This window comes from Streptomyces sp. JLYT201, assembly GCF_059448825.1.
Genome location: NZ_CM182551.1, coordinates 9977676 through 9994909 on the forward strand (window position 1 = coordinate 9977676; position 17234 = coordinate 9994909).

13 protein-coding genes and 1 pseudogene are annotated in these 17234 nt (G+C 71.1%); 6 read left to right on the forward strand and 8 right to left on the reverse strand.

The window, feature by feature from the left end; genetic code table 11:
* The first annotated feature begins 189 nt into the window (after positions 1-189).
* From AC5WAM_RS41955 to AC5WAM_RS41975, 5 genes and pseudogenes are all read left to right on the forward strand, one after another.
* Positions 190-1187 (forward strand): annotated as a pseudogene (locus AC5WAM_RS41955) (helix-turn-helix transcriptional regulator).
* 474 nt (positions 1188-1661) lie between these two features.
* Positions 1662-3242 carry an Hsp70 family protein gene (locus AC5WAM_RS41960; protein ID WP_495520981.1) on the forward strand — a complete coding sequence of 527 codons (1581 nt, stop codon included), beginning with the start codon at positions 1662-1664 and terminating at the stop codon, positions 3240-3242.
* Positions 3243-3492: 250 nt separating this feature from the next.
* On the forward strand, positions 3493-4359 hold the full coding sequence (locus AC5WAM_RS41965) for a phosphotransferase (RefSeq protein WP_495520982.1): 867 nt from the start codon (positions 3493-3495) through the stop codon (positions 4357-4359).
* A gap of 1135 nt (positions 4360-5494) precedes the next feature.
* Entirely contained in the window at positions 5495-5995 is a 501-nt protein-coding gene (locus AC5WAM_RS41970) for a hypothetical protein (RefSeq protein ID WP_495520983.1), read from the forward strand.
* Entirely contained in the window at positions 5992-6612 is a 621-nt protein-coding gene (locus AC5WAM_RS41975) for a hypothetical protein (RefSeq protein ID WP_495520984.1), read from the forward strand. The genes AC5WAM_RS41970 and AC5WAM_RS41975 overlap by 4 nt, the downstream gene beginning before the upstream one ends.
* 924 nt (positions 6613-7536) lie before the next feature.
* Here the strand turns inward: AC5WAM_RS41975 and AC5WAM_RS41980 are convergent.
* A complete protein-coding gene (locus AC5WAM_RS41980; RefSeq protein WP_495520985.1) occupies positions 7537-8532 on the reverse strand; it encodes an AraC-like ligand-binding domain-containing protein in 996 nt (331 codons plus the stop codon).
* Positions 8533-8873: 341 nt separating this feature from the next.
* Between AC5WAM_RS41980 and AC5WAM_RS41985 the strand changes: the two genes are divergently transcribed.
* Positions 8874-9581 (forward strand): phosphatase PAP2 family protein, encoded by a 708-nt coding sequence (locus AC5WAM_RS41985; RefSeq protein WP_495520986.1) that lies wholly within the window; start codon positions 8874-8876, stop codon positions 9579-9581.
* Positions 9582-9588: 7 nt separating this feature from the next.
* On the opposite strand, the gene AC5WAM_RS41990 is transcribed toward AC5WAM_RS41985, so the two are convergent.
* Genes AC5WAM_RS41990 through AC5WAM_RS42020 form a run of 7 tightly spaced genes read right to left on the reverse strand, consistent with a single transcriptional unit; the run spans position 9589 to position 17231 of the window.
* A complete protein-coding gene (locus AC5WAM_RS41990; protein WP_495520987.1) occupies positions 9589-10932 on the reverse strand; it encodes a glutamate-1-semialdehyde 2,1-aminomutase in 1344 nt (447 codons plus the stop codon).
* Between the two features lie 7 nt (positions 10933-10939).
* Positions 10940-11491: a dTDP-4-dehydrorhamnose 3,5-epimerase gene (gene rfbC / locus AC5WAM_RS41995; RefSeq protein WP_495520988.1), complete on the reverse strand. Its 552-nt coding sequence runs from the start codon at positions 11489-11491 to the stop codon at positions 10940-10942.
* Positions 11488-12696 carry a polysaccharide pyruvyl transferase family protein gene (locus tag AC5WAM_RS42000; RefSeq protein WP_495520989.1) on the reverse strand — a complete coding sequence of 403 codons (1209 nt, stop codon included), beginning with the start codon at positions 12694-12696 and terminating at the stop codon, positions 11488-11490. The genes rfbC and AC5WAM_RS42000 overlap by 4 nt, the downstream gene beginning before the upstream one ends.
* A complete protein-coding gene (locus AC5WAM_RS42005; protein WP_366795192.1) occupies positions 12693-13640 on the reverse strand; it encodes a glycosyltransferase family 2 protein in 948 nt (315 codons plus the stop codon). Before AC5WAM_RS42005 ends, AC5WAM_RS42000 begins: the two co-directional genes overlap by 4 nt.
* Positions 13637-14926: a hypothetical protein gene (locus AC5WAM_RS42010; RefSeq protein ID WP_495520990.1), complete on the reverse strand. Its 1290-nt coding sequence runs from the start codon at positions 14924-14926 to the stop codon at positions 13637-13639. Before AC5WAM_RS42010 ends, AC5WAM_RS42005 begins: the two co-directional genes overlap by 4 nt.
* Before the next feature lie 5 nt (positions 14927-14931).
* On the reverse strand, positions 14932-16185 hold the full coding sequence (locus AC5WAM_RS42015; protein WP_495523767.1) for a DUF4910 domain-containing protein: 1254 nt from the start codon (positions 16183-16185) through the stop codon (positions 14932-14934).
* A gap of 20 nt (positions 16186-16205) precedes the next feature.
* Complete coding sequence (locus AC5WAM_RS42020; RefSeq protein WP_495520991.1) at positions 16206-17231, reverse strand: NAD-dependent epimerase/dehydratase family protein; 1026 nt, start codon at positions 17229-17231, stop codon at positions 16206-16208.
* Positions 17232-17234: the final 3 nt, after the last annotated feature.

Below are 17234 nucleotides of genomic sequence, written 5' to 3' on the forward strand. Positions count from 1 at the left end.
CGCCACCGGCGACCAGAAGTACTCGTCGTCGGTGAGGCCCTCGAGCCGAGCTCGGAGCTGATGGTTCCAGTGGACCTCCCACTGCTCGCGCAGCGACCGGTTCCAGTCGAGTCGGTCTGCTTCCATGCCGCCCACCCTGACACCCCTGGCGGACAGGATCGGTCCGCTATCTCTGGCAGGGTGGGCGGCATGGACGTGGCAAGCGGTAACGAGCGGGGTACGACGGAGCGGGTGCTCACCCTGCTCGGGCTGTTGCAGCAGCGCCAGGTCTGGACCGGCCCCGAGCTCGCCGACCGGCTCGGGGTCACACCGCGCACGGTACGGCGTGATGTCGAGCGGCTGCGCACGCTCGGCTATCCGGTGCACGCCAGCCAAGGTGTCGGCGGCGGCTACCAACTCGGCCCGGGGCAGAACCTGCCGCCGCTGCTTCTCGACGACCAGGAGGCGATCGCCACTGCGGTCTCGCTGCTCGCCGGGGCGGGCGGCGCGGTCGCCGGTGCCGACGACGCCGCACTCCGGGCACTGACCAAACTCGACCAGGTACTGCCCACCCGGCTTCAGCACGAGGTGCGCGCACTCTCCGGCTCGGTGGAGTCCTTCGGCGGAGGCCGCACACCGGTCGACCCCGAGGTGCTCATGACACTGGCCAGAGCCTGCCGCGACGAGGTCGAGGCCGACTTCGACTACCCGTCCGGGAACGAGGTGCGACGGCGCCGGGTCGAGCCCTACCGCCTGGTCGCCTCCGACCGGCGCTGGTACCTCCTTGCCTACGACCTCGAACGCGACGACTGGCGCAGCTTCCGTGTCGACCGCATGACTGCCGCGTCCGCACGGACCTGGCGCTTCACCCCGCGCGCGGCGCCCGACGCGGCCACATACGTGCAAGAGGGTGTGGCGAGCCGGGTCTACCCGCACCAGGCGCGCTTCCTCGTGCACGCGCCGGCCGACACGGTGCGCGCACAGATCCCGGCGTCGGCGGCCGTCGTGCGACGGCGAGGAAGCGAGCTCTGCGAGGTGCTAGTGGCGCCGCCAGCCTCGACTTCGTGCTCATCCACGTACTCCTGCTAGGGCACGACTTCGAGGTACTCGACCCTCCGGAGCTCGCAAGGCGCTGTCGCGTGCTGGCAGAGAGACTGCTGTCGGCCGGGGGAACGATCCCACCGGTGCCGGACATAGAGGAGCCATGAGCCGCGACTAGGCCGAGGAGCGCCTCTGTACAGAGCACTCACGATTCCAGCGCGAGCATCCCCGAAACGTCACCCCGCGAGCTCCTTGCACATCTTCGGCTCGACTCACCGCGAGGCTCCTTCTGAGCGTGCGCAACCACCAGCGCCCGAGCGGTGAAGTCGTGTCCACGACGATGACGTGGTCCACGGACAGGAGTAGGACCTCCTCGGAGCGCCCGCCGCGAACGCGCCGTCGCTGAGGCCTGGCGAGGGAAGGCGAGAGGAACCACCTGATGCAGGGCCTGATCGGTCAAATCATCCCTACGGACTACCTCGAAACGACCGAACGCTTTCTGAGTCTCTGACGGCACCGGGCTCGGGCCGTCGAGGGGCGGATGGTTGCGTTCCGGGGGCGCATCCACACTGGGCCACGGCCCGGCCGGGCAAGGATTCCTAGCATTCCTCCAGGCTGAGTGAAATGTGCGAGGGGGCGGCATGGCACGTGTCGTGGGGATCGACCTGGGCACGGAGGGCGCGGTCGTCGCAGCGCTCGACGGTACTGCCGACACGCGGCGAAAACCCTTCGTCGTCCCCAACTCCGAGGGTTCCAAGATCACACCCTGCGTGGTGGCTTTCACCGCGGACGGTGCGACGCTGATCGGCGAAGCGGCCCGGAGGCAGGCCATCACCAACGTCTCCGGCACGGTCTCCCGCTTCAAACAGCAGATGGGGAGCGACCGGATCTACCTCCACGGCGGCAGGACTCTCGGAACGAACGAGATCACTGCGATGCTCCTCGCCAAGCTCAAGCGGGACGCCGAGGCGTATCTCGGAGAGGAAGTCACCGGTGCCGTCGTCACCGTGCCCGCCCACTTCTCGCACGTCGCCCGCCTGGCTGTCAAAGAAGCGGGCAAGCTGGCGAACCTACCGGTGTGGCGCCTGCTCAGTGAACCCACGGCGGTCGCCCTGTTCGACGGGATCGACCGCGACGACGAGGTCGCCCTGGTCGTCCACTGTGGCAGTGGAAGCTTCGCCTTCTCCCTGATAGAGGGCGGATGCGGGGTCACCGAGGTCAAGGCGAGCCGTGGTGACGCACGGCTGGGCGGTGGCGACTGGGACAGGGAGACGGCCCGGCATCTCGCCGCCCGCTTCCGGCAACTGCACGGAATGGACCCGACGGCCGACCCGACGGCCTGGCGCCGACTGCGCGACGCCGCCGAGAACGCCAAGATCGAACTGTCGTCGGCCACCGAGGCCATGATCGACGTGCCCTGCATCGCGATGTCCGCCGCGGGGCCACTGCATCTGCACGAACGGCTGAGCCGGGACGAGTTCCTGCACGTCACCCGGCCTCTTCTCGATCGGTGCGGGGCAGCCTTGACCGAGGTGTTCGCCGCTGCGGGCATCCCGGTGTCGGAGGTCTCCCGGGTCATCATGACCGGCGGGGCGACCCGGATGCCGTCCATGCTCTCCCTGGTCCGGGAGCACTTCGGCGACCACACCCCGACCGTGGTGACGCAGCCGGGCGAGGGCGTCGCGTACGGAGCCGCGCTCCAGGCGGGCGTACTCACCGGAACCGTCCGCGACGCCTTGGCCTGGGAGCGAACCCCGCACTCCCTGGGCGTCGCCACCAGAGACGGCGTGATGCACGCGCTCGTCGCGCGGGACACCACCATTCCGACCTTGAACTCGGAGCAGTTCGCCCTGGCCCGCGACGTGGACACGCCGGACGGGGACAACGCCCGGATCCAGGTCTACGAGGGCGAGAGCAAGAACGCGGCCGACAACGTTCTGATCGGCCTTCTGGACCTGCCCGGCCTGACCGTGGCCGCCCGGAACCGGGCTGTGAACATCGACGTGCGACTCGACGTCGACCAAGACGCCCTGGTGCGCATCTCTGCGACGAACCGCACCACGGGCACGACCTGGTCGAGAACACCCGAGGGCACCTGCGCGGTGGAGCACACCTCGGTCCGACCCGAGCCTGCGCGAAAGCTGCCGGTGCTGCTCGGCGTACTGCTGGGCATCCTGATCCCGCTGGTTCTTGTCGGCGGCACAATGTGGGCGCTGTGGTGACAGGGGCGACGGGGGAGCGACCGCCGTGCTCGCGGTGCTCGTTCGGGGTTGATGCAGGATTGCGTGAACGGTTCGGTCCTGCAGTCTGGAGGGCCGGTGTGGTCATCACGTCTCGAATCCGACGGGACGACCGACCGAGCGGCGCTCTCCAGAAGAGCCCGAGGCGGCGCACAGCCCAGACCTGGGCCGCCATCGCGCCTGACGCAGAAATCGAGGAGACTAACGGCGTCCAGTTCGCCAAGATTCGAGAATGGAGATGTCCGACGTTACGCGTGCGGTGGCGGCTGCGACTTCGGTCGCCGCATCGCTCGGCCTGCCAGTCAGCAGCGCAATCGTGCTCCACAACTCGAACAAGCTGTCACTGCGGCTGACGCCATGCGACGTCTTCGCCCGGGTCGCCCCCGTGGGACAAGAGGTTGCACAGTTCGAAGTCGAGCTCGCTCAGCGGCTCACCGAGACCGGATGCCCGGTGTGCCCCTTGGAGCCTCGGGCGGACCCACGTGTGTACACGCGCGATGGCTTCACAGTGACGCTGTGGACCTACTACGAGCCCGTAACACCTTACGTCTCACCAGCCGACTGCGCCAAGGCGCTGCGACTGCTGCACATGGGCATGCGCAAGGTCGATATGCCGAGCCCACGGTTCACGGACCGGATCACGGAGGCGGAAGAAGTCGTCGCCCACCCGGACCGTTCGCCGGAGCTCGCCGACGCAGACCGCGTCTTCCTCAGCGGCAGACTGGCAAGCCTGCGACGAGCGATCGAGGAGCGCGAAGCCGTGGAACAACTGCTCCACGGCGAGCCGCATCCAGGCAACGTACTCAGCACGGAAAGCGGCCCGTTGTTCATCGACCTTGAAACGTGCTGCCGCGGACCCGTCGAGTTCGACCTCGCCCATGTTCCTGAGACAGTCTGCGAGCACTACCCGGACATCGACCAAGGACTGCTGGACGAGTGCCGACAGCTCATCCTCGCGATGGTCGCAGCGTGGCGCTGGGAGCTTGGCGACCAGTTCCCGAAAGGGAGGCTGTTCGGAGAAGAACTCCTGCGCGTGCTGCACGACGGCCCTCCATGGCCGACGCTCGACACGATCAACAAGCGACTGGGCAGCGTATAGCCGCTCGTGGGCAGCGGGGTGCATCGGGCAACTGTCGGGTCCGCCAAGGGGGAGGCCGGCGGCGAGCGGCTCGGCGGGAGTGCCGCGCTCGGGCAGCACCCGACAGGGGCGGGCGTGCTGGGTGGCCTCCTCCTGGGCGCTCTTGCGGTTCCCGCAGCCGAACGGGCGGGCCTCGCCGCGGCCGAGGCAGGCCCACGGACATCAACGGCGGCGAGCCGGGCGGGGCCGATCCACAGCCGCTCCTTCTGCAGCATGTGCTTATGCCGTTCACCGCGCTCTCCGCGGGCAGCGCCCAGGAGCAGGGCGGCCTCGGTGTGCGTCCCGGTGCCGGGCATGTGATCCTCCCGTGTCGTCGGCCGGGCTGTCCGGTCGGCTGGCGTGAGCGGGTGTGGGTGCGGACTACCGGCGCGACTGACGCGCGCTCCGCATCGTTGTGCTGCGCTTCCAGGCCGCCGCCTTCGGGGCCGTTGGCCTGGAGGTCCTGATCATTGGCCGTTTGGTCGCCGTCGTCGGAGCCGCCGAGGACGGTGCACAGCCTTGGCCGCCGCTGAGCTACCCGGCCTCCGCTCTATGTGCGGGCCAGCCCGGGTGGCAGTCGCGAGTAGTCCTTCAAGAGCCGTTCGGCCCGATCCTGCAGGACCTGATCCCCTTCAAGATCAGCCGGTGCCTGAGGAAGAGTCAGAACCGTCAGGCAGCAGCAGCGTTGAATGCGTCTGCCACAGCCGCTGCCCCACGGAAGGAAAGGACAGCCCCATGGGCAAGCAGATGCCCATCTCCCGCAGAAACACGGACCACCAGCGGCGCGATCTCACATCAGAGCGACAACGCCCGCTGAAGTAGGCAGTCCTCGTCACCCCAGCGGTCGTCAGTCTGACGCTCGCGGATGCCGGGACGCCTGCCTCCGCAGGCCGGCGAGAAGCCGGCCCCATGCGCGACGGAGTCAGTTCAGCCCCGCAGCGAACCGCCACGCCCGTCCCGGCCTCCGCGGCAGCCAGCGCCGTGTGCAGCAAGAACCAGATCTCGATCAACCGGTTCAGCGAATGCCAGTGGCTCTGCCGTTGGCCATCGAAGGGCTACCTAAGACCAAACTTCACCAACTCGCCAGAGTCTTGCATAGAGCAGCAAAAGGAACTTCATGCGCCTTCTGACTTTCAAAGCGTCATCGCTGACCGGCATCGCCGCCCTCGCCGCCAGCACCGTGCTGGCCACGGCAGTCCCCGCCCTCGCAGACTCCGCCTCAGCCGGGCCGCGCACCAAGGCGGGGGCGTTCAACAAGAAGGTTCGCTGCACATCTACCGACCCCGACGGACGCAAGATCGTCACCCGGTACGGCAACTCCGAATTCGGCTGGAACCACTTCACCCACCGGCACAACATCAAGAAGTGCTCGATCCTCGACGGGGCTCTCAAGGACAAGGTGGACCGTAACGACGGTCACGGCCGTCTGGAGTACGACGGCGTCGCCATCAGGACCGGCGGAATACCCGTTGTGGTGAAGTTCGTCGTGATCGTTCAGCAGACCCGCAAGACCAAGGACGGCCGGTACGACGCCGGCAAGGGACAGAAGATCGGCGTCATCAATGCCTTCTGCCGCAACCAGCCGAACAACAAGTGCCCTGCTTGGATGAACGAGTGACCGATCTCGAAGACCGACAGCAGCAGGCGGACGCCGCTCGCCTGCTGCTGTACTACCTCAACGCGCCCATCGCCGAGGGCTGCCGCCTGCGCGGGGTCCTGCCCGCCCCCGGCGCTGTCCGCATCGCTGTACATGCCGGAGACGGCGAGGGCAGCGCCACGTTTCTGTACGAAATCCCCCACGACACCGTCACCCCCTACTACCTCCCCGGCGTTCTCCGCACCGTCCTGGCCGGCACCCAGATCTACAGCAGCAGCGACGTCAGCGAAACCATGGGGATGACGCTCATCCGCCTGCACCCGGAAAGAATCGTCCCGGACCCGGAACCCGAACCGGGCCAGGCACTCACCGTCCTGCGTGCCCTGTCCGACCCCGGCGACGAGGAGAATCCCTTCCTCCTCGGATTCCTGCTGCTGGACCACGGTCTGCTACGGCTGTACACACAGCACCCCGGCCACCAGGGCGTCATCGGCGCCGACATCCGCCTGACCGGTACACCGACCGCGCTGATCGCCTCCCTGCCAAGCCTCCTCGAGGAAGAGCAGTACCAGCGGCCGTCTCGAGACGACCCCCACTGCGACCTCCTCCTGGACCTGACAGGCTGGCAGAACAGCTGAGCACGGCGACCTTGGCAGCCCTGCCGCATGTACGGCGGCATCCACCAGGGCATTGCGGGGGACGCCCCGATCCATCTGGCCCGTGAGCGGGCCCGTGACCACGACGGCCATCACACCAGCCACGTCCATGCGCAGGTGCCCGCTGACCGCCGCCCGCCGCGCAGTGGTGCAGCGCGGCGCCGTCGGTGACGGCGGGAGTGCCTTGGAACAGGCCCGGGTGGGCGCCGATCAGGTGCAGCAGGGCCGTGGCGGCTGCGGTGTTCACCGCGGCCGCCACGGCGGCCAGATCGGTAAGGCCCATGCGGATGCCTCTGGCTCGGAGTGGGCGCAGGGAGCCGTCGAGGTGGGGCAGGGCGATGCCGCCCGGATGGCCGTCGACCTTGACGACCAGCGTGCCGTGCTGGCGATCGCAGCCCACAGGCAGCTGCCGCCGGGCTGGTCAGCGTCCACGCCACCACGACACGGTCTCCTGGCGCCCGCAACAGCAGCTGTTCCGCCCAAGGAGTGGGCACCGGACATTTCCCGCAGGGCCGTCACCCACACCCGCCCATGGTCACTCACCGAGAAAGCGCGGCGGATAGTAGGACCTCGACCGCCACACCCGCATGGAGGCGTGTTCGGTGCAAGCAAGCTGCCTCCGCCGTGCCCGCATTCGAGAAGGTGAGCGCAGGGGAGCTCCACCCCACCTCGGAGGCCACGCCCTCACCGACGCCTTCCGCCTGCCGGGAGGAGTCCTGGCCTCTCACCCGACCGTGAACGCCGACTACCGCCGCTTCGGCGCAGGCGACGGCGCGTGTGCCGGGCTGCGACCCGTGCTCCGTACGCGTCCAGGCCAGGATCGGCGGTGTGTCCCGAAACAGGCCGGGCGCCCCGCCAGCGGAAACGATGCTGCCGGTGCCGGGACCCGCCTGACGTGCCCCGTCGTCACTCCTCGCCCTCGCCGCCCGCACCGCCCCCCATCGAGCGGAACTCCCGAGGAGTCACCCCGTACTCCCTCCTGAAGACGCGGCTGAAGGCCGCCGCACTGGTGAAGCCCCAGCGTGCCGCGATGGTGTGGATGGGTACGGTCGCGTAGCGGTCGGCCACGAGGTCGGCGCGGCAGCGGGACAGGCGGCGGTGGCGGATGGTGGTCGCCACCGTTTCGTCGCGGTGGCGGAACAGCCAGTGCAGGGTGCGTACGGAGAGGTGGTGGTGCGCGGCGATCGCCGCCGGAGTCAGGCGCGGGTCGGAGAGGTTGGCGTCGATGAAGGCGTCGATGCGGGCGAGCCGCATCCGGTCGCCGGACTCGGGCGGCACCCGGTCGCGGGCGTCGGCCCAGTCCCCGAGGAACGCGGTGGCGAGTTCCCAGGTCGCGATGCCCACCCGGGCCGCGGCGGACTCCTCCAGATGGGCCGCGTCCTCGGCGACGCTGAGGAGATGGCGGGCGAGGATCCCCGCCGTGCCGGTGCGGCCGGGCACGGCGCTCGCGAGCAGCCGGTCCACCTTGGCCGTGGGCAGGGGCAGACCGGTGCGCGGCAGATGCAGGATGATGGCTTTGGAGATGCCGTCGTGCGAACCCGCGAGGCCCCTTCCGTCGAACGGCAGCGAGGTGCTCCACAGCACCAGGTCACCGGCCGCCATCCTGGCCTCGTTGCGGTCCTGGGTGATCCACATCTCCGTGCCCCGGATCAGCGTGAGCTGGTAGTCCTCGGGGTCGGAGTACCGGATGAGCGCGGGCGTGCGCTCCGACCTGATGGCGGGGAACGACATGACGGTGAGCCGCACGGCGCCGAGCTGTGCCATGCCCGCGGTGGCCGGGAAGTCCGCGGCGTGGTCGGTGGTGATCCGGGTGGGCGCGACGTCCTGGCTGATCAGGTCGCGCCACCACTCGAAACGGTGCTCCGGCTCTACGACGGCACTGTGCAGCACGGTGAGACTCATCGACTCGACCCCCGTGGGCTACTGGTGACGACTGGTCTCCTGCCAGCCTCACCAGCACAGGGTCGGCCGACAAGCGCCCGCCCGGCCGATCAGTGGCCGCCGAGGTCGGGGAAACGGCGGTCTGCCGCGATCGGATTGTTAAGGTGGCCAAGACGAGGGCCGGACCGGTGAGTTGGGGCCGCGCAGCCTGACGCTCCCACGGAGCCGTGCAGGTCTGAAGCGGGTGCGGTCACGGCCGCTGGAAGGTGCGTCGGACACGACGGGGGGCTCGCGTTGGATCGCCTGGCCGGAGCGGAACGGAAACGGCTCGACCACCGCCACGTACCGGACGCGGTGAGCGGGTGAACGGCCGGTCGACGCCCCCGGTGCTGCCCCCACCGCTGCGCGCCGGGCTCGCGCTTGTCGCGGCCCTCGCCGCACTGGTGGCCGTCGTGATCGGGTTCATGTACGCCGACCACAGCCGGTCCGGCGCGGTGGACACCTGGATCATCGATCCGACGGCGGACAGCGTGGGGCCGCCGTGGCGGCGCGTCGCGCTCGCCACGGACTTCCTGGGCGAGCCCGCCGGAGCGGCGCTCCTTGTCGCGGCCGCCGTGACGGGCTGCCTGCTGCTGCGGCACCCCCGTGCGGCGGTGCTCGTCGTCGCCGGGGCCTTCCTGGCCGTCGCGACGACGACGCTGGGCAAGCACCTGGCGGGACGCACCATCCACGGCGGCAGCCTGTCCTACCCGAGCGGACACACCGCCTTCCTGACCACGCTCGCCCTCGTCCTTGCACTGGTCGCGAGCGGCAGGCTCGGCCTCGGCAGGACGGCCGGCACGCTCCTGGTGCTCGCCGCGGCGCTGGTCGCCGGTGCCGCCATGGGCTGGGCACAGGTCTCCCTCAGCGCGCACTACCCGACCGACGTCCTCGGCGGCTGGTGCACCGCCCTGGTGGTGGTACCGGCGACCGCGTGGCTGATCGACCGGACCGCCGACCGGCTGGCCGACCGCACGGACGGCCACACGGACGGCCGACCGGCCGACGCCGGTCGGCAGGAGCAGCTCTGACGCCGCGTCACACCAGGCGGCGGAACACCGGCTTCACCGGTCGCCCGCCGAGCCAGGGCGTGGGATCGCCCGCGTCCAGGGCCTTTCGGTAGACCGCGCACGCATCGGCCACCACCTCGACGGTGTGGTCGATGTCGGCGTCGCTGAGCGCGCTGCTCACCACGAACGACGGGGCGAGGACCCCGCCCGCGAGGAGCCGGCGCAGGAACAGGGTGCGGTACTCCTGCGACGGCTTCCCCCTCTCGTCGAGGGTGGCGAAGACCAGATTGCTGGCCCGGCCCCGGACGACGAGGTGATCGCCCACGCCCATCCCGGCCGCGGCGTCGCGCACACCGGCGGCCAACCGCTCACCGAGGGCGTGCAGCCGCGCGGTGACGCCCTCCTCGGCGTAGGTGGCCTGCACGGCCATCGCGGCGGCCAAGGAGTGCGTTTCCGCGCCGTGCGTGGTGGACAGCAGGAACACCCGCTCGCCGGAGTGGCGGAGGCCGCCGTGCTCCATCAGCGCCCGGCGCCCGGCGAGGGCCGAGACGGCGAAGCCGTTGCCCAGCGCCTTGCCGAACGTCGAGAGGTCGGGGACGACGCCGTACAAGCCCTGGGCGCCCGCCTCGGACCAGCGGAAACCAGTGATCATCTCGTCGAAGACCAGGACGCAGCCGTGCCGGTCGGCCAACTCGCGCAAACCCTCCAGATAGCCGGGCGGAGGCTCGGTGTGGCCCGCGGGTTCGAGGATCAGACAGGCGATCTCGTCCTGGTACCGGGCGAGCAGCTCCTCCGTGGCCGGCAGGTCCCCGTAGGGGAAGGAGACGGTGAGCTCGGTGGTCACCTCCGGAATGCCCGCCGACATCGGCGTGGTGCCGATGAACCAGTCGTCGACGGAGAAGAACGGATGGTCGCCGCAGCGCGCGACGCGAGGGCGACCGGTGACGGCGCGGGCCAGGCGGACCGCGGCGGTGGTGGCGTCGGAGCCGTTCTTCGCGAACTTCACCATCTCGGCGGTCGGCACCGTGGCCAGGAAGCGCTCCGCGGCCTCGACCTCCACGATGGACGGCCGCGCGAAGTTGCTGCCCCGGTCCAGTTCGCGCCGCACCGCCTCGGTCACGCGCGGGTGGGCGTGGCCGAGGCTGACGGAGCGCAGCCCCGAGCCGTACTCGACGTAGCGGTTGCCGTCGACGTCCCACACGTGGGCGCCGCGGCCGTGGCTGATGACCGGGGCCAGGTCCTCGGGGTACTGGTCGTCGCCCTTGGCGTAGGTGTGCGCGCCACCGGGGATCAGCGCGTGCAGCCGCTCGTTCGCGCTGCGCGACCGGGGCAGGGTGAACTCCGCGGCCTCTTCGGTGTGTCGGGTGTCCACGACGGCCTCACTTCTCGCAGTGCTTCAGGACCTCGGCGAGGCTCGGCGCCTCCCGGTCCCGCTGGGACATCAGGGTGACCGGCAGCGGCCACGGAATGTCGAGCTCCGGGTCGTCGAAGGCGATCGTCACGTCCTCGGCGGGATCGTGCGGGCGGTCGATCCGGTACGACGTGTCGGTGGTCTCGGTCAGCGCCTGGAAGCCGTGAGCGCACCCCGCCGGGATGTACAGGGTCGCCTGCGTCTCGCCGGACAGCTCGAAGGTGGCCACGTTGAGATAGGTCGGCGACTCGGCCCGCAGGTCCACGACGACGTCGAAGATCTTCCCGTACGAGCACCGCACCAGCTTGGCCTCGCCCCTCCCGGAGCGCAGGTGCAGGCCGCGCAGCACGCCACGGACCGAACGGGACACGCTGTCCTGGATGAACGCGTTCGGGTCGAGGCCCACCGAACGGACCACGTCGGCGTCGAAGGTGCGGCAGAAGAAGCCGCGTTCGTCGGCGTACGGCGTGGGCTCGAACAGGAACGCGCCGTCGATCTCCGGGACGTCGGTTGCTTTCACTGGGTCTCCCGCAGGGCGTGGGCGTGGTCGGTCGCAGGGAACAGGACCGTGGTCAACTCGGTGAACTGGTCCTGGAGTTGCCGGGCGGCGAGCCCGTTCCGCTCGGTGAGGGTCCGGCGCAGCTCCGCCGACTGCTTCTCCAGCGCCCGGAACTGTTCGAGGAGCCGGTCGGCGTCGACCTCGCGGGCCGGGTGGCAGTACGCGCCGAGGCCCATCCGGTCCATGAGGGCGTCGCTCTTCGCCGCGTAGCTGAGCGCGAGCGTCGGTGTGCCCGCCTTCAGCGCGCAGATCAGGTTGTGGTAGCGGGTCGCCACCACCGCGTCGGCGGCCGCCGTCTCCTTCATCAGGTCGGCGAGCGAGGTCGCCTCGGCCGCGGTGACCAGCGGCGAGTCCACCGCGTCGCGGATCGCGGTGACCACTGTCGCGTCGACCCCGTCGCCGGTGAGCAGCCGGACCGGCCTGCCGTCCTCGACGAGGGCGCGGACGAACCGGGTCACTCCGTCGAGGTAGCGCCGGTGGATCTCCTCGGCGCGGGCGCGGTCGTCGTTGCCGCCGTGGAAGGCCATGACGCCGACGCAGACCGTGCCCGAGGGCGTGCCCGCGGGGGGCGTCGGCAGGGCGAACGCGAGGTCCGGGTAGACCCCGTCGCGCGCGGTGTCCACGCCCATCTCCCGCATCGCGTCCCGGGACATCGCGTCCCGGTACGACCGGTACGCGGCAAGCCGCGCCGACCAGCGCACCAGCGCCCGGGTCGGCCCGTCGGCGATCGGGGCGGCGCCGACGCCGACCAGGGCCACCCGGGTCCGCAGCACCCGGCCGCTCGCGCAGAGCAGGAAGAGCGCGTACGGAAAGCCCCAGGGCCGCAGCGGCAGCGTGGCCTCCAGGACGCCCATGCCCGGCACGATCACCACGTCGTGCTTGCGCACCCAGGCGGCGGTGCGGAAGGCGTCGACGAGTTTGCCCAGGCCCTTGCCCGCGATCGCGCCCGCGCGCGACGCGGTCCGGTACTCCCCGCGGTACCAGTGCAGCCGCGTCGCGGGGATCCGGTACCGGGCCGTGACGGCCTCGGGCCCGCCGCACAGCGCGTCCACGACCGCCTCGGGGTGCTCGGCGCGCAGATAGCCGAGCACGGCCTCCAGCGACCCGTCGTTGCCGAGGTTGCCGGAGCCGAGCAGGCCGAACACTCCCACCCGTACCGCCGTCACGTCCGCTTCCCCTCGCGCCCGGCGACGAGCGCGTCGATGGAGACGTCGAGCTTGGCCGGGTCGACCGGGGCGCGGTCCTCGACCCGCTCCCCGGCGCCCGGCCGGGCCCGGCTCGCCGCCCACGCGGCCAGGTGGCCGTAGCACGCGCGCCGGTCGGCCGCGGACAGCGGCGTCCGCCGCACCGCCGCGACGAAGCCCCACACGTACTCGGCGAGCAGGCGCGGCGTCGGGTGCAGCAGACCCGCCCGGCGCGGGTCCAGATTGACGCACCGGGAGCGCTTGGAGGGGTTCGCCCGCTCGGCGCGGGTGGGGTGGTCGCGGCGGAAGTACAGCAGCTCCGGCACCTGGTGGAAGGGCCCGCGCAGGCCGATCTCGGCGACGAACGTGCGGTCCGCGTGGTGGTAGCTGTTGTGCGGCCTGACCCGGCGCAGCACGTCGGCCCGCATCACCCCGTAGAAGTCGTCACCGCCGGGCTCGAAGAGCATGCTGCGGAACCGCTCCGGCGCGTGCGGCGAGTCGGTGGCGAGCGTGTACGCGTACGGGACCTTCACCCGCCCCTCCTCGTCGATGACCGCCTGGTCGGCGTGCGCGAGGATCACCTCCGGCCGCTCGTCCAGGGCCTCCACGCAGCGCCGCAGCAGATCACGGGCGTACAGGTCGTCGTGCGAGGCCCACTTGAACAGCTCGCCGTGGCACTGGGTGAACACGTAGTTGTGGTTCGGCGCCGCGCCGATGTTCCGGGGCAGCCGCAGATAGCGGATGCGCGTGTCCTGTGCGGCGTACTTGCGGCAGATCTCCTGGGTCCCGTCGGTCGAGGCGTTGTCGGAGATGACCAGCTCGAAGTCCTCGTAGGTCTGGCCGAGCAGGGCGTCGAGCGCCTCGGCGAGGTACTCCTCGCCGTTGTACACGGGCAGGCCGATGCTCAACCGGGGATGGGCGGTCATGACGTCCTCACTTCGGGAATGGGGGAGTGGTGGTGCTCGCGCAGGGCGGACCGCAGGTGCAGCCACCACACGGCCGAGCCGATCGACGTCGCCGCGGCGACGCCCCAGGCCGAGCCGACCGTGCCGGCCACGGCCGCGCCGCCGAGCCCGCCGATGACGTAACAGGAAGAGGCGATCAGCTGGCAGCGCAGGCTGCGCCGGGCCGCGGCGAGCGCGCGCAGACCGGCCGCCGCGCCGGTGCCGAGGCTCGCGCCCGCGACGCCGAGCGCGGCCGGCACGATGAGCTCCGACGCCGAGTGCCAGACGCCGCCGAGCACCAGCTCGCCGAACCTGTCCGGCACGAGGAGCAGTGCCGCGCCCCACAGCAGCGCGGCGGCGGCCTGCCCGCCGCCGAGTAGGAAGCAGAACGCCCCGAGCCGGTGCGGGGCCCTGCGCAGCACCCGGGCCGCCTCCGCGACGGTGACCAGGGAAAGCCCCATCAGGACCGCCATGAACGGGCCGAGCAGGAGCTCCGCGCCCCGGGTCACGCCCACCGCGCCGACCCCGACGATCGCGCCGAGACCGTAGGCCCGCAGCTGGCTCGCGCCGCTGTTGCTGACGTTCTCGACGAGGTAGCGGGAGCCGAGGTCCCGGTGCTCGCGCAGCCAGGCGCGCGCCCCGGCCGACCGGGGCCGGATGCCGGACTGGAAGCAGCCGTACACCGCGGCCACCGCGGCCGACCCGCCCCAGGCCAGCACGAAGGCGGCCACGCTGCCCGCACGGGCGGCGAGGAACATGGCCGGGACGAGCGCGACGCACCACACGAGGTCGTTGACGAACGCCTTGCGCCCGGTGCCCGCGGCGAAGAACGCGAACCGCCACGCGTCCTGGAGGAGCAGCCCCGGCAGGACCACGCCCAGGCAGGCGAAGGCGAGCCCCACACGGCCACCGACAGCGAGCCCGGCCACCAGGGACACCGCGCCGAGTGCGGCGCCGACACCCAGCGCGGTCCCCGACGACCTGGCCACCGCCGCGCGCCAGGACGTGGTCGGCACGCCGCTGAAGCGCACCACGAGCGGGTCGGTGGCCAGGCCCCGGGAGACGTTGAGCACCACGCCGTAGGTGACCCAGGCCAGGCTGAACACGCCGAACGCGGTCACCCCCAGCGAGCGGGCCACGTAGATGCCCACCGCGAAGTTGGAGATGCTGGACGCCGCCTGGTCGGCCAGCCCCCAGGACAGCCGTCCGACGAGGGCGCGCCTGGCGGATCCGGCCGGTGCCTTCGTCTTCTCCCCTTCGGTGGTCATGGGCGTCACGCCTTGATCAGTTCGGCGGCGCCCAAGGCGTCGGCCGCGGCGGCGACGGTGTCGAACGGCAGCCCGGACCGCTCCGCGACGTCGAGCAGACTGTGCTCGCCGTCGGAGAGGCTGAGCACCCAGAGCATGGCCATCTGGGCCTGCTTGGTGTCGCTGCGGCCGCCGAGCGCGTCGTACAACCCCCGTCGGCCGAGCTGTGGTTCGCCGTACGGGCTGAGGTTGACGTACCGCCGGTTGCGGTCGAGGACCGTGAACGCCTCGAGGCAGACGGTGAGGGTGTCCTCCATCGCCTCCGGGGAGACGAAGTCCGGATTGTCCGCCGAGGTGTGGTACTCGGGGTACCCGGCGTACGGGGTCCGGCTGAGCGAACCCACGCCGAGGTCGAACCCGGGCGAGCAGTACTGCCGCTCGTCGTAGCCGTACGGCGTGAACTCCGTGACGCGGTGCGGACGTTCGGAGGCGGCGAGCACGTGCGTCAGCACCCGGTCGATCTCCGCGTCGCCGCGCCTGCTCCGCTTGTACGTCAGCTGCCCCCGGTCACCGGCGCAGGCCAGGACGAGACCGTGCTTGACCTGGTCGATCCGGTCCGCGTTGCGGGCCAGCCAGGTGATCGCCCCGATCGTGCCGGGCGCGAAGACGAACCGGTAGGTGTAGTACGGCGCCCGCTCCGCGAGGGCCCGCGCCAGGAACGTCGCCACCGCGACGCCGGCCAGGTTGTCGTTGGCCAGCGACGGATGGCAGACGTGACAGGAGACGATCACCTCGTCGGCGACCTGTCCGGGGACCACGTGCTCGGCGTAGGTGAGGTGGCCGTCGGCCAGCGTGGAGTCGACGCACACCTCGTAGTCGCCGTCCGGCAGCCCGTCCAGGGTCTCCTGCGCCAGACAGAACCCCCACTCCGGCTTGTAGTAACTGGTGCGGTACGGCACCCAGGACGGGTGGTCCGGCAGCGTGTGCAGGTGGTCGCGGAGTTCGGCCAGGGGCAGGGTCGTCGACACCGGCACGCTGTAGCCGAGCACGTGCAGGCTGGACGCGGCGAAGTCGACGACCCGGTGGCCCGAGCTGTCGGCCACGTACGCGTCCCGGATGTTCCACTCCTGCGGCACCGTCCAGTCGAGCACCTGCGTCCCGGTCGGCACCTCGTGCACCTGGAGCGGAATGTACTCCCCGACGATGTCCAGGGTGGCGCGCACGCCGTCGCCGGTGATGCTCCGGCACAGCGGGTACATCCGCTCCACCAGGGCGTGCATCTGTGCGCCGAGCGTGGTGGTCACCGGCGCCGCCGCAGGGTGTCGTCGACGGCACCGGCCTCGGACGCCGCGCGCAGCACGGCGAGCCGGGTGAAGCGCTGCTCGAAGTCCTCGCGGGTCAGCCCGTGCTTCTGGTAGGCCTCGGCGAGTTCGAGCGTGCCGCGGCGCACCGTCCACTCGCAGTCGAAGCCGGGGATCGCGGCGCGGAACCGGGAGAAGTCCACGCGGTAGGAGCGCGGGTCGGCGCCGCTCTCCCCGGTGATGTTCACCTTCGCCCCCGGCACCGCGTCGGCGACCTGCTCGGCGATCTCGGCGACCGTGACGTTGTTGACCTCGCTGCCGATGTTGAACGCCCGGTCGTGCACGGCCTCGCGCGGCGCGGTCAGCGCGGCCGTGAACGCCCGGGCGATGTCGGCGGCGTGCACCAGCGGGCGCCAAGGGGTGCCGTCGGAGAGCACCAGGACCTCGCCGGACAGCAGCGCGTGGCCCACCAGGTTGTTCAGCACGATGTCGGCGCGCAGCCGGGGCGAGTAGCCGAAGGCGGTCGCGTTGCGCATGTACACCGGGGTGAAGTCGCCGTCGGCGAGCGCGTGCAGGTCGTCCTCCACCCGCACCTTGGACTCCGCGTACGGCGTCACCGGGCGCAGCGGGGCGTCCTCGGCCACCAGGTCGCCGCCGCCCGCGGCGCCGTACACCGAGCAGGTCGACGCGTACAGGAAGCGCCGCACCCCGGCGTCGCGGGCCAGCTCGGCGAGGCGCACGGAGGCGTGGTGGTTGATGTCGTAGGTCAGCTCCGGCGCGAGCGAGCCCAGCGGGTCGTTGGAGAGCGCGGCCAGGTGGATCACGGCGTCCACCCCGGCCACGTGCTCGGCCGTGACGTCACGCAGGTCCACCCGGTGCCCCTGCGGGTCCGCGGGCGCCGGGCCGAGGACGCAGTCCGCGAACAGGCCGGAGTCGAGGCCGACGACCTCGTGCCCGGCGGCCGTGAGGACCGGGGCCATGACGGTGCCCAGGTAGCCCTGGTGCCCGGTCAGAAGTACGCGCATGGT

Coding starts and splice junctions, on each gene's coding strand:
- AC5WAM_RS41960 (WP_495520981.1), top strand. CDS start 1,662: ATGGCACGTGTCGTGGGGATCGACCTGGGCACGGAGGGCGCGGTCGTC.
- AC5WAM_RS41965 (WP_495520982.1), top strand. CDS start 3,493: ATGGAGATGTCCGACGTTACGCGTGCGGTGGCGGCTGCGACTTCGGTC.
- AC5WAM_RS41970 (WP_495520983.1), top strand. CDS start 5,495: ATGCGCCTTCTGACTTTCAAAGCGTCATCGCTGACCGGCATCGCCGCC.
- AC5WAM_RS41980 (WP_495520985.1), bottom strand. CDS start 8,532: ATGAGTCTCACCGTGCTGCACAGTGCCGTCGTAGAGCCGGAGCACCGT.
- AC5WAM_RS42005 (WP_366795192.1), bottom strand. CDS start 13,640: ATGACCGCCCATCCCCGGTTGAGCATCGGCCTGCCCGTGTACAACGGC.
- AC5WAM_RS42010 (WP_495520990.1), bottom strand. CDS start 14,926: ATGACCACCGAAGGGGAGAAGACGAAGGCACCGGCCGGATCCGCCAGG.
- AC5WAM_RS42015 (WP_495523767.1), bottom strand. CDS start 16,185: ATGCACGCCCTGGTGGAGCGGATGTACCCGCTGTGCCGGAGCATCACC.
- AC5WAM_RS42020 (WP_495520991.1), bottom strand. CDS start 17,231: ATGCGCGTACTTCTGACCGGGCACCAGGGCTACCTGGGCACCGTCATG.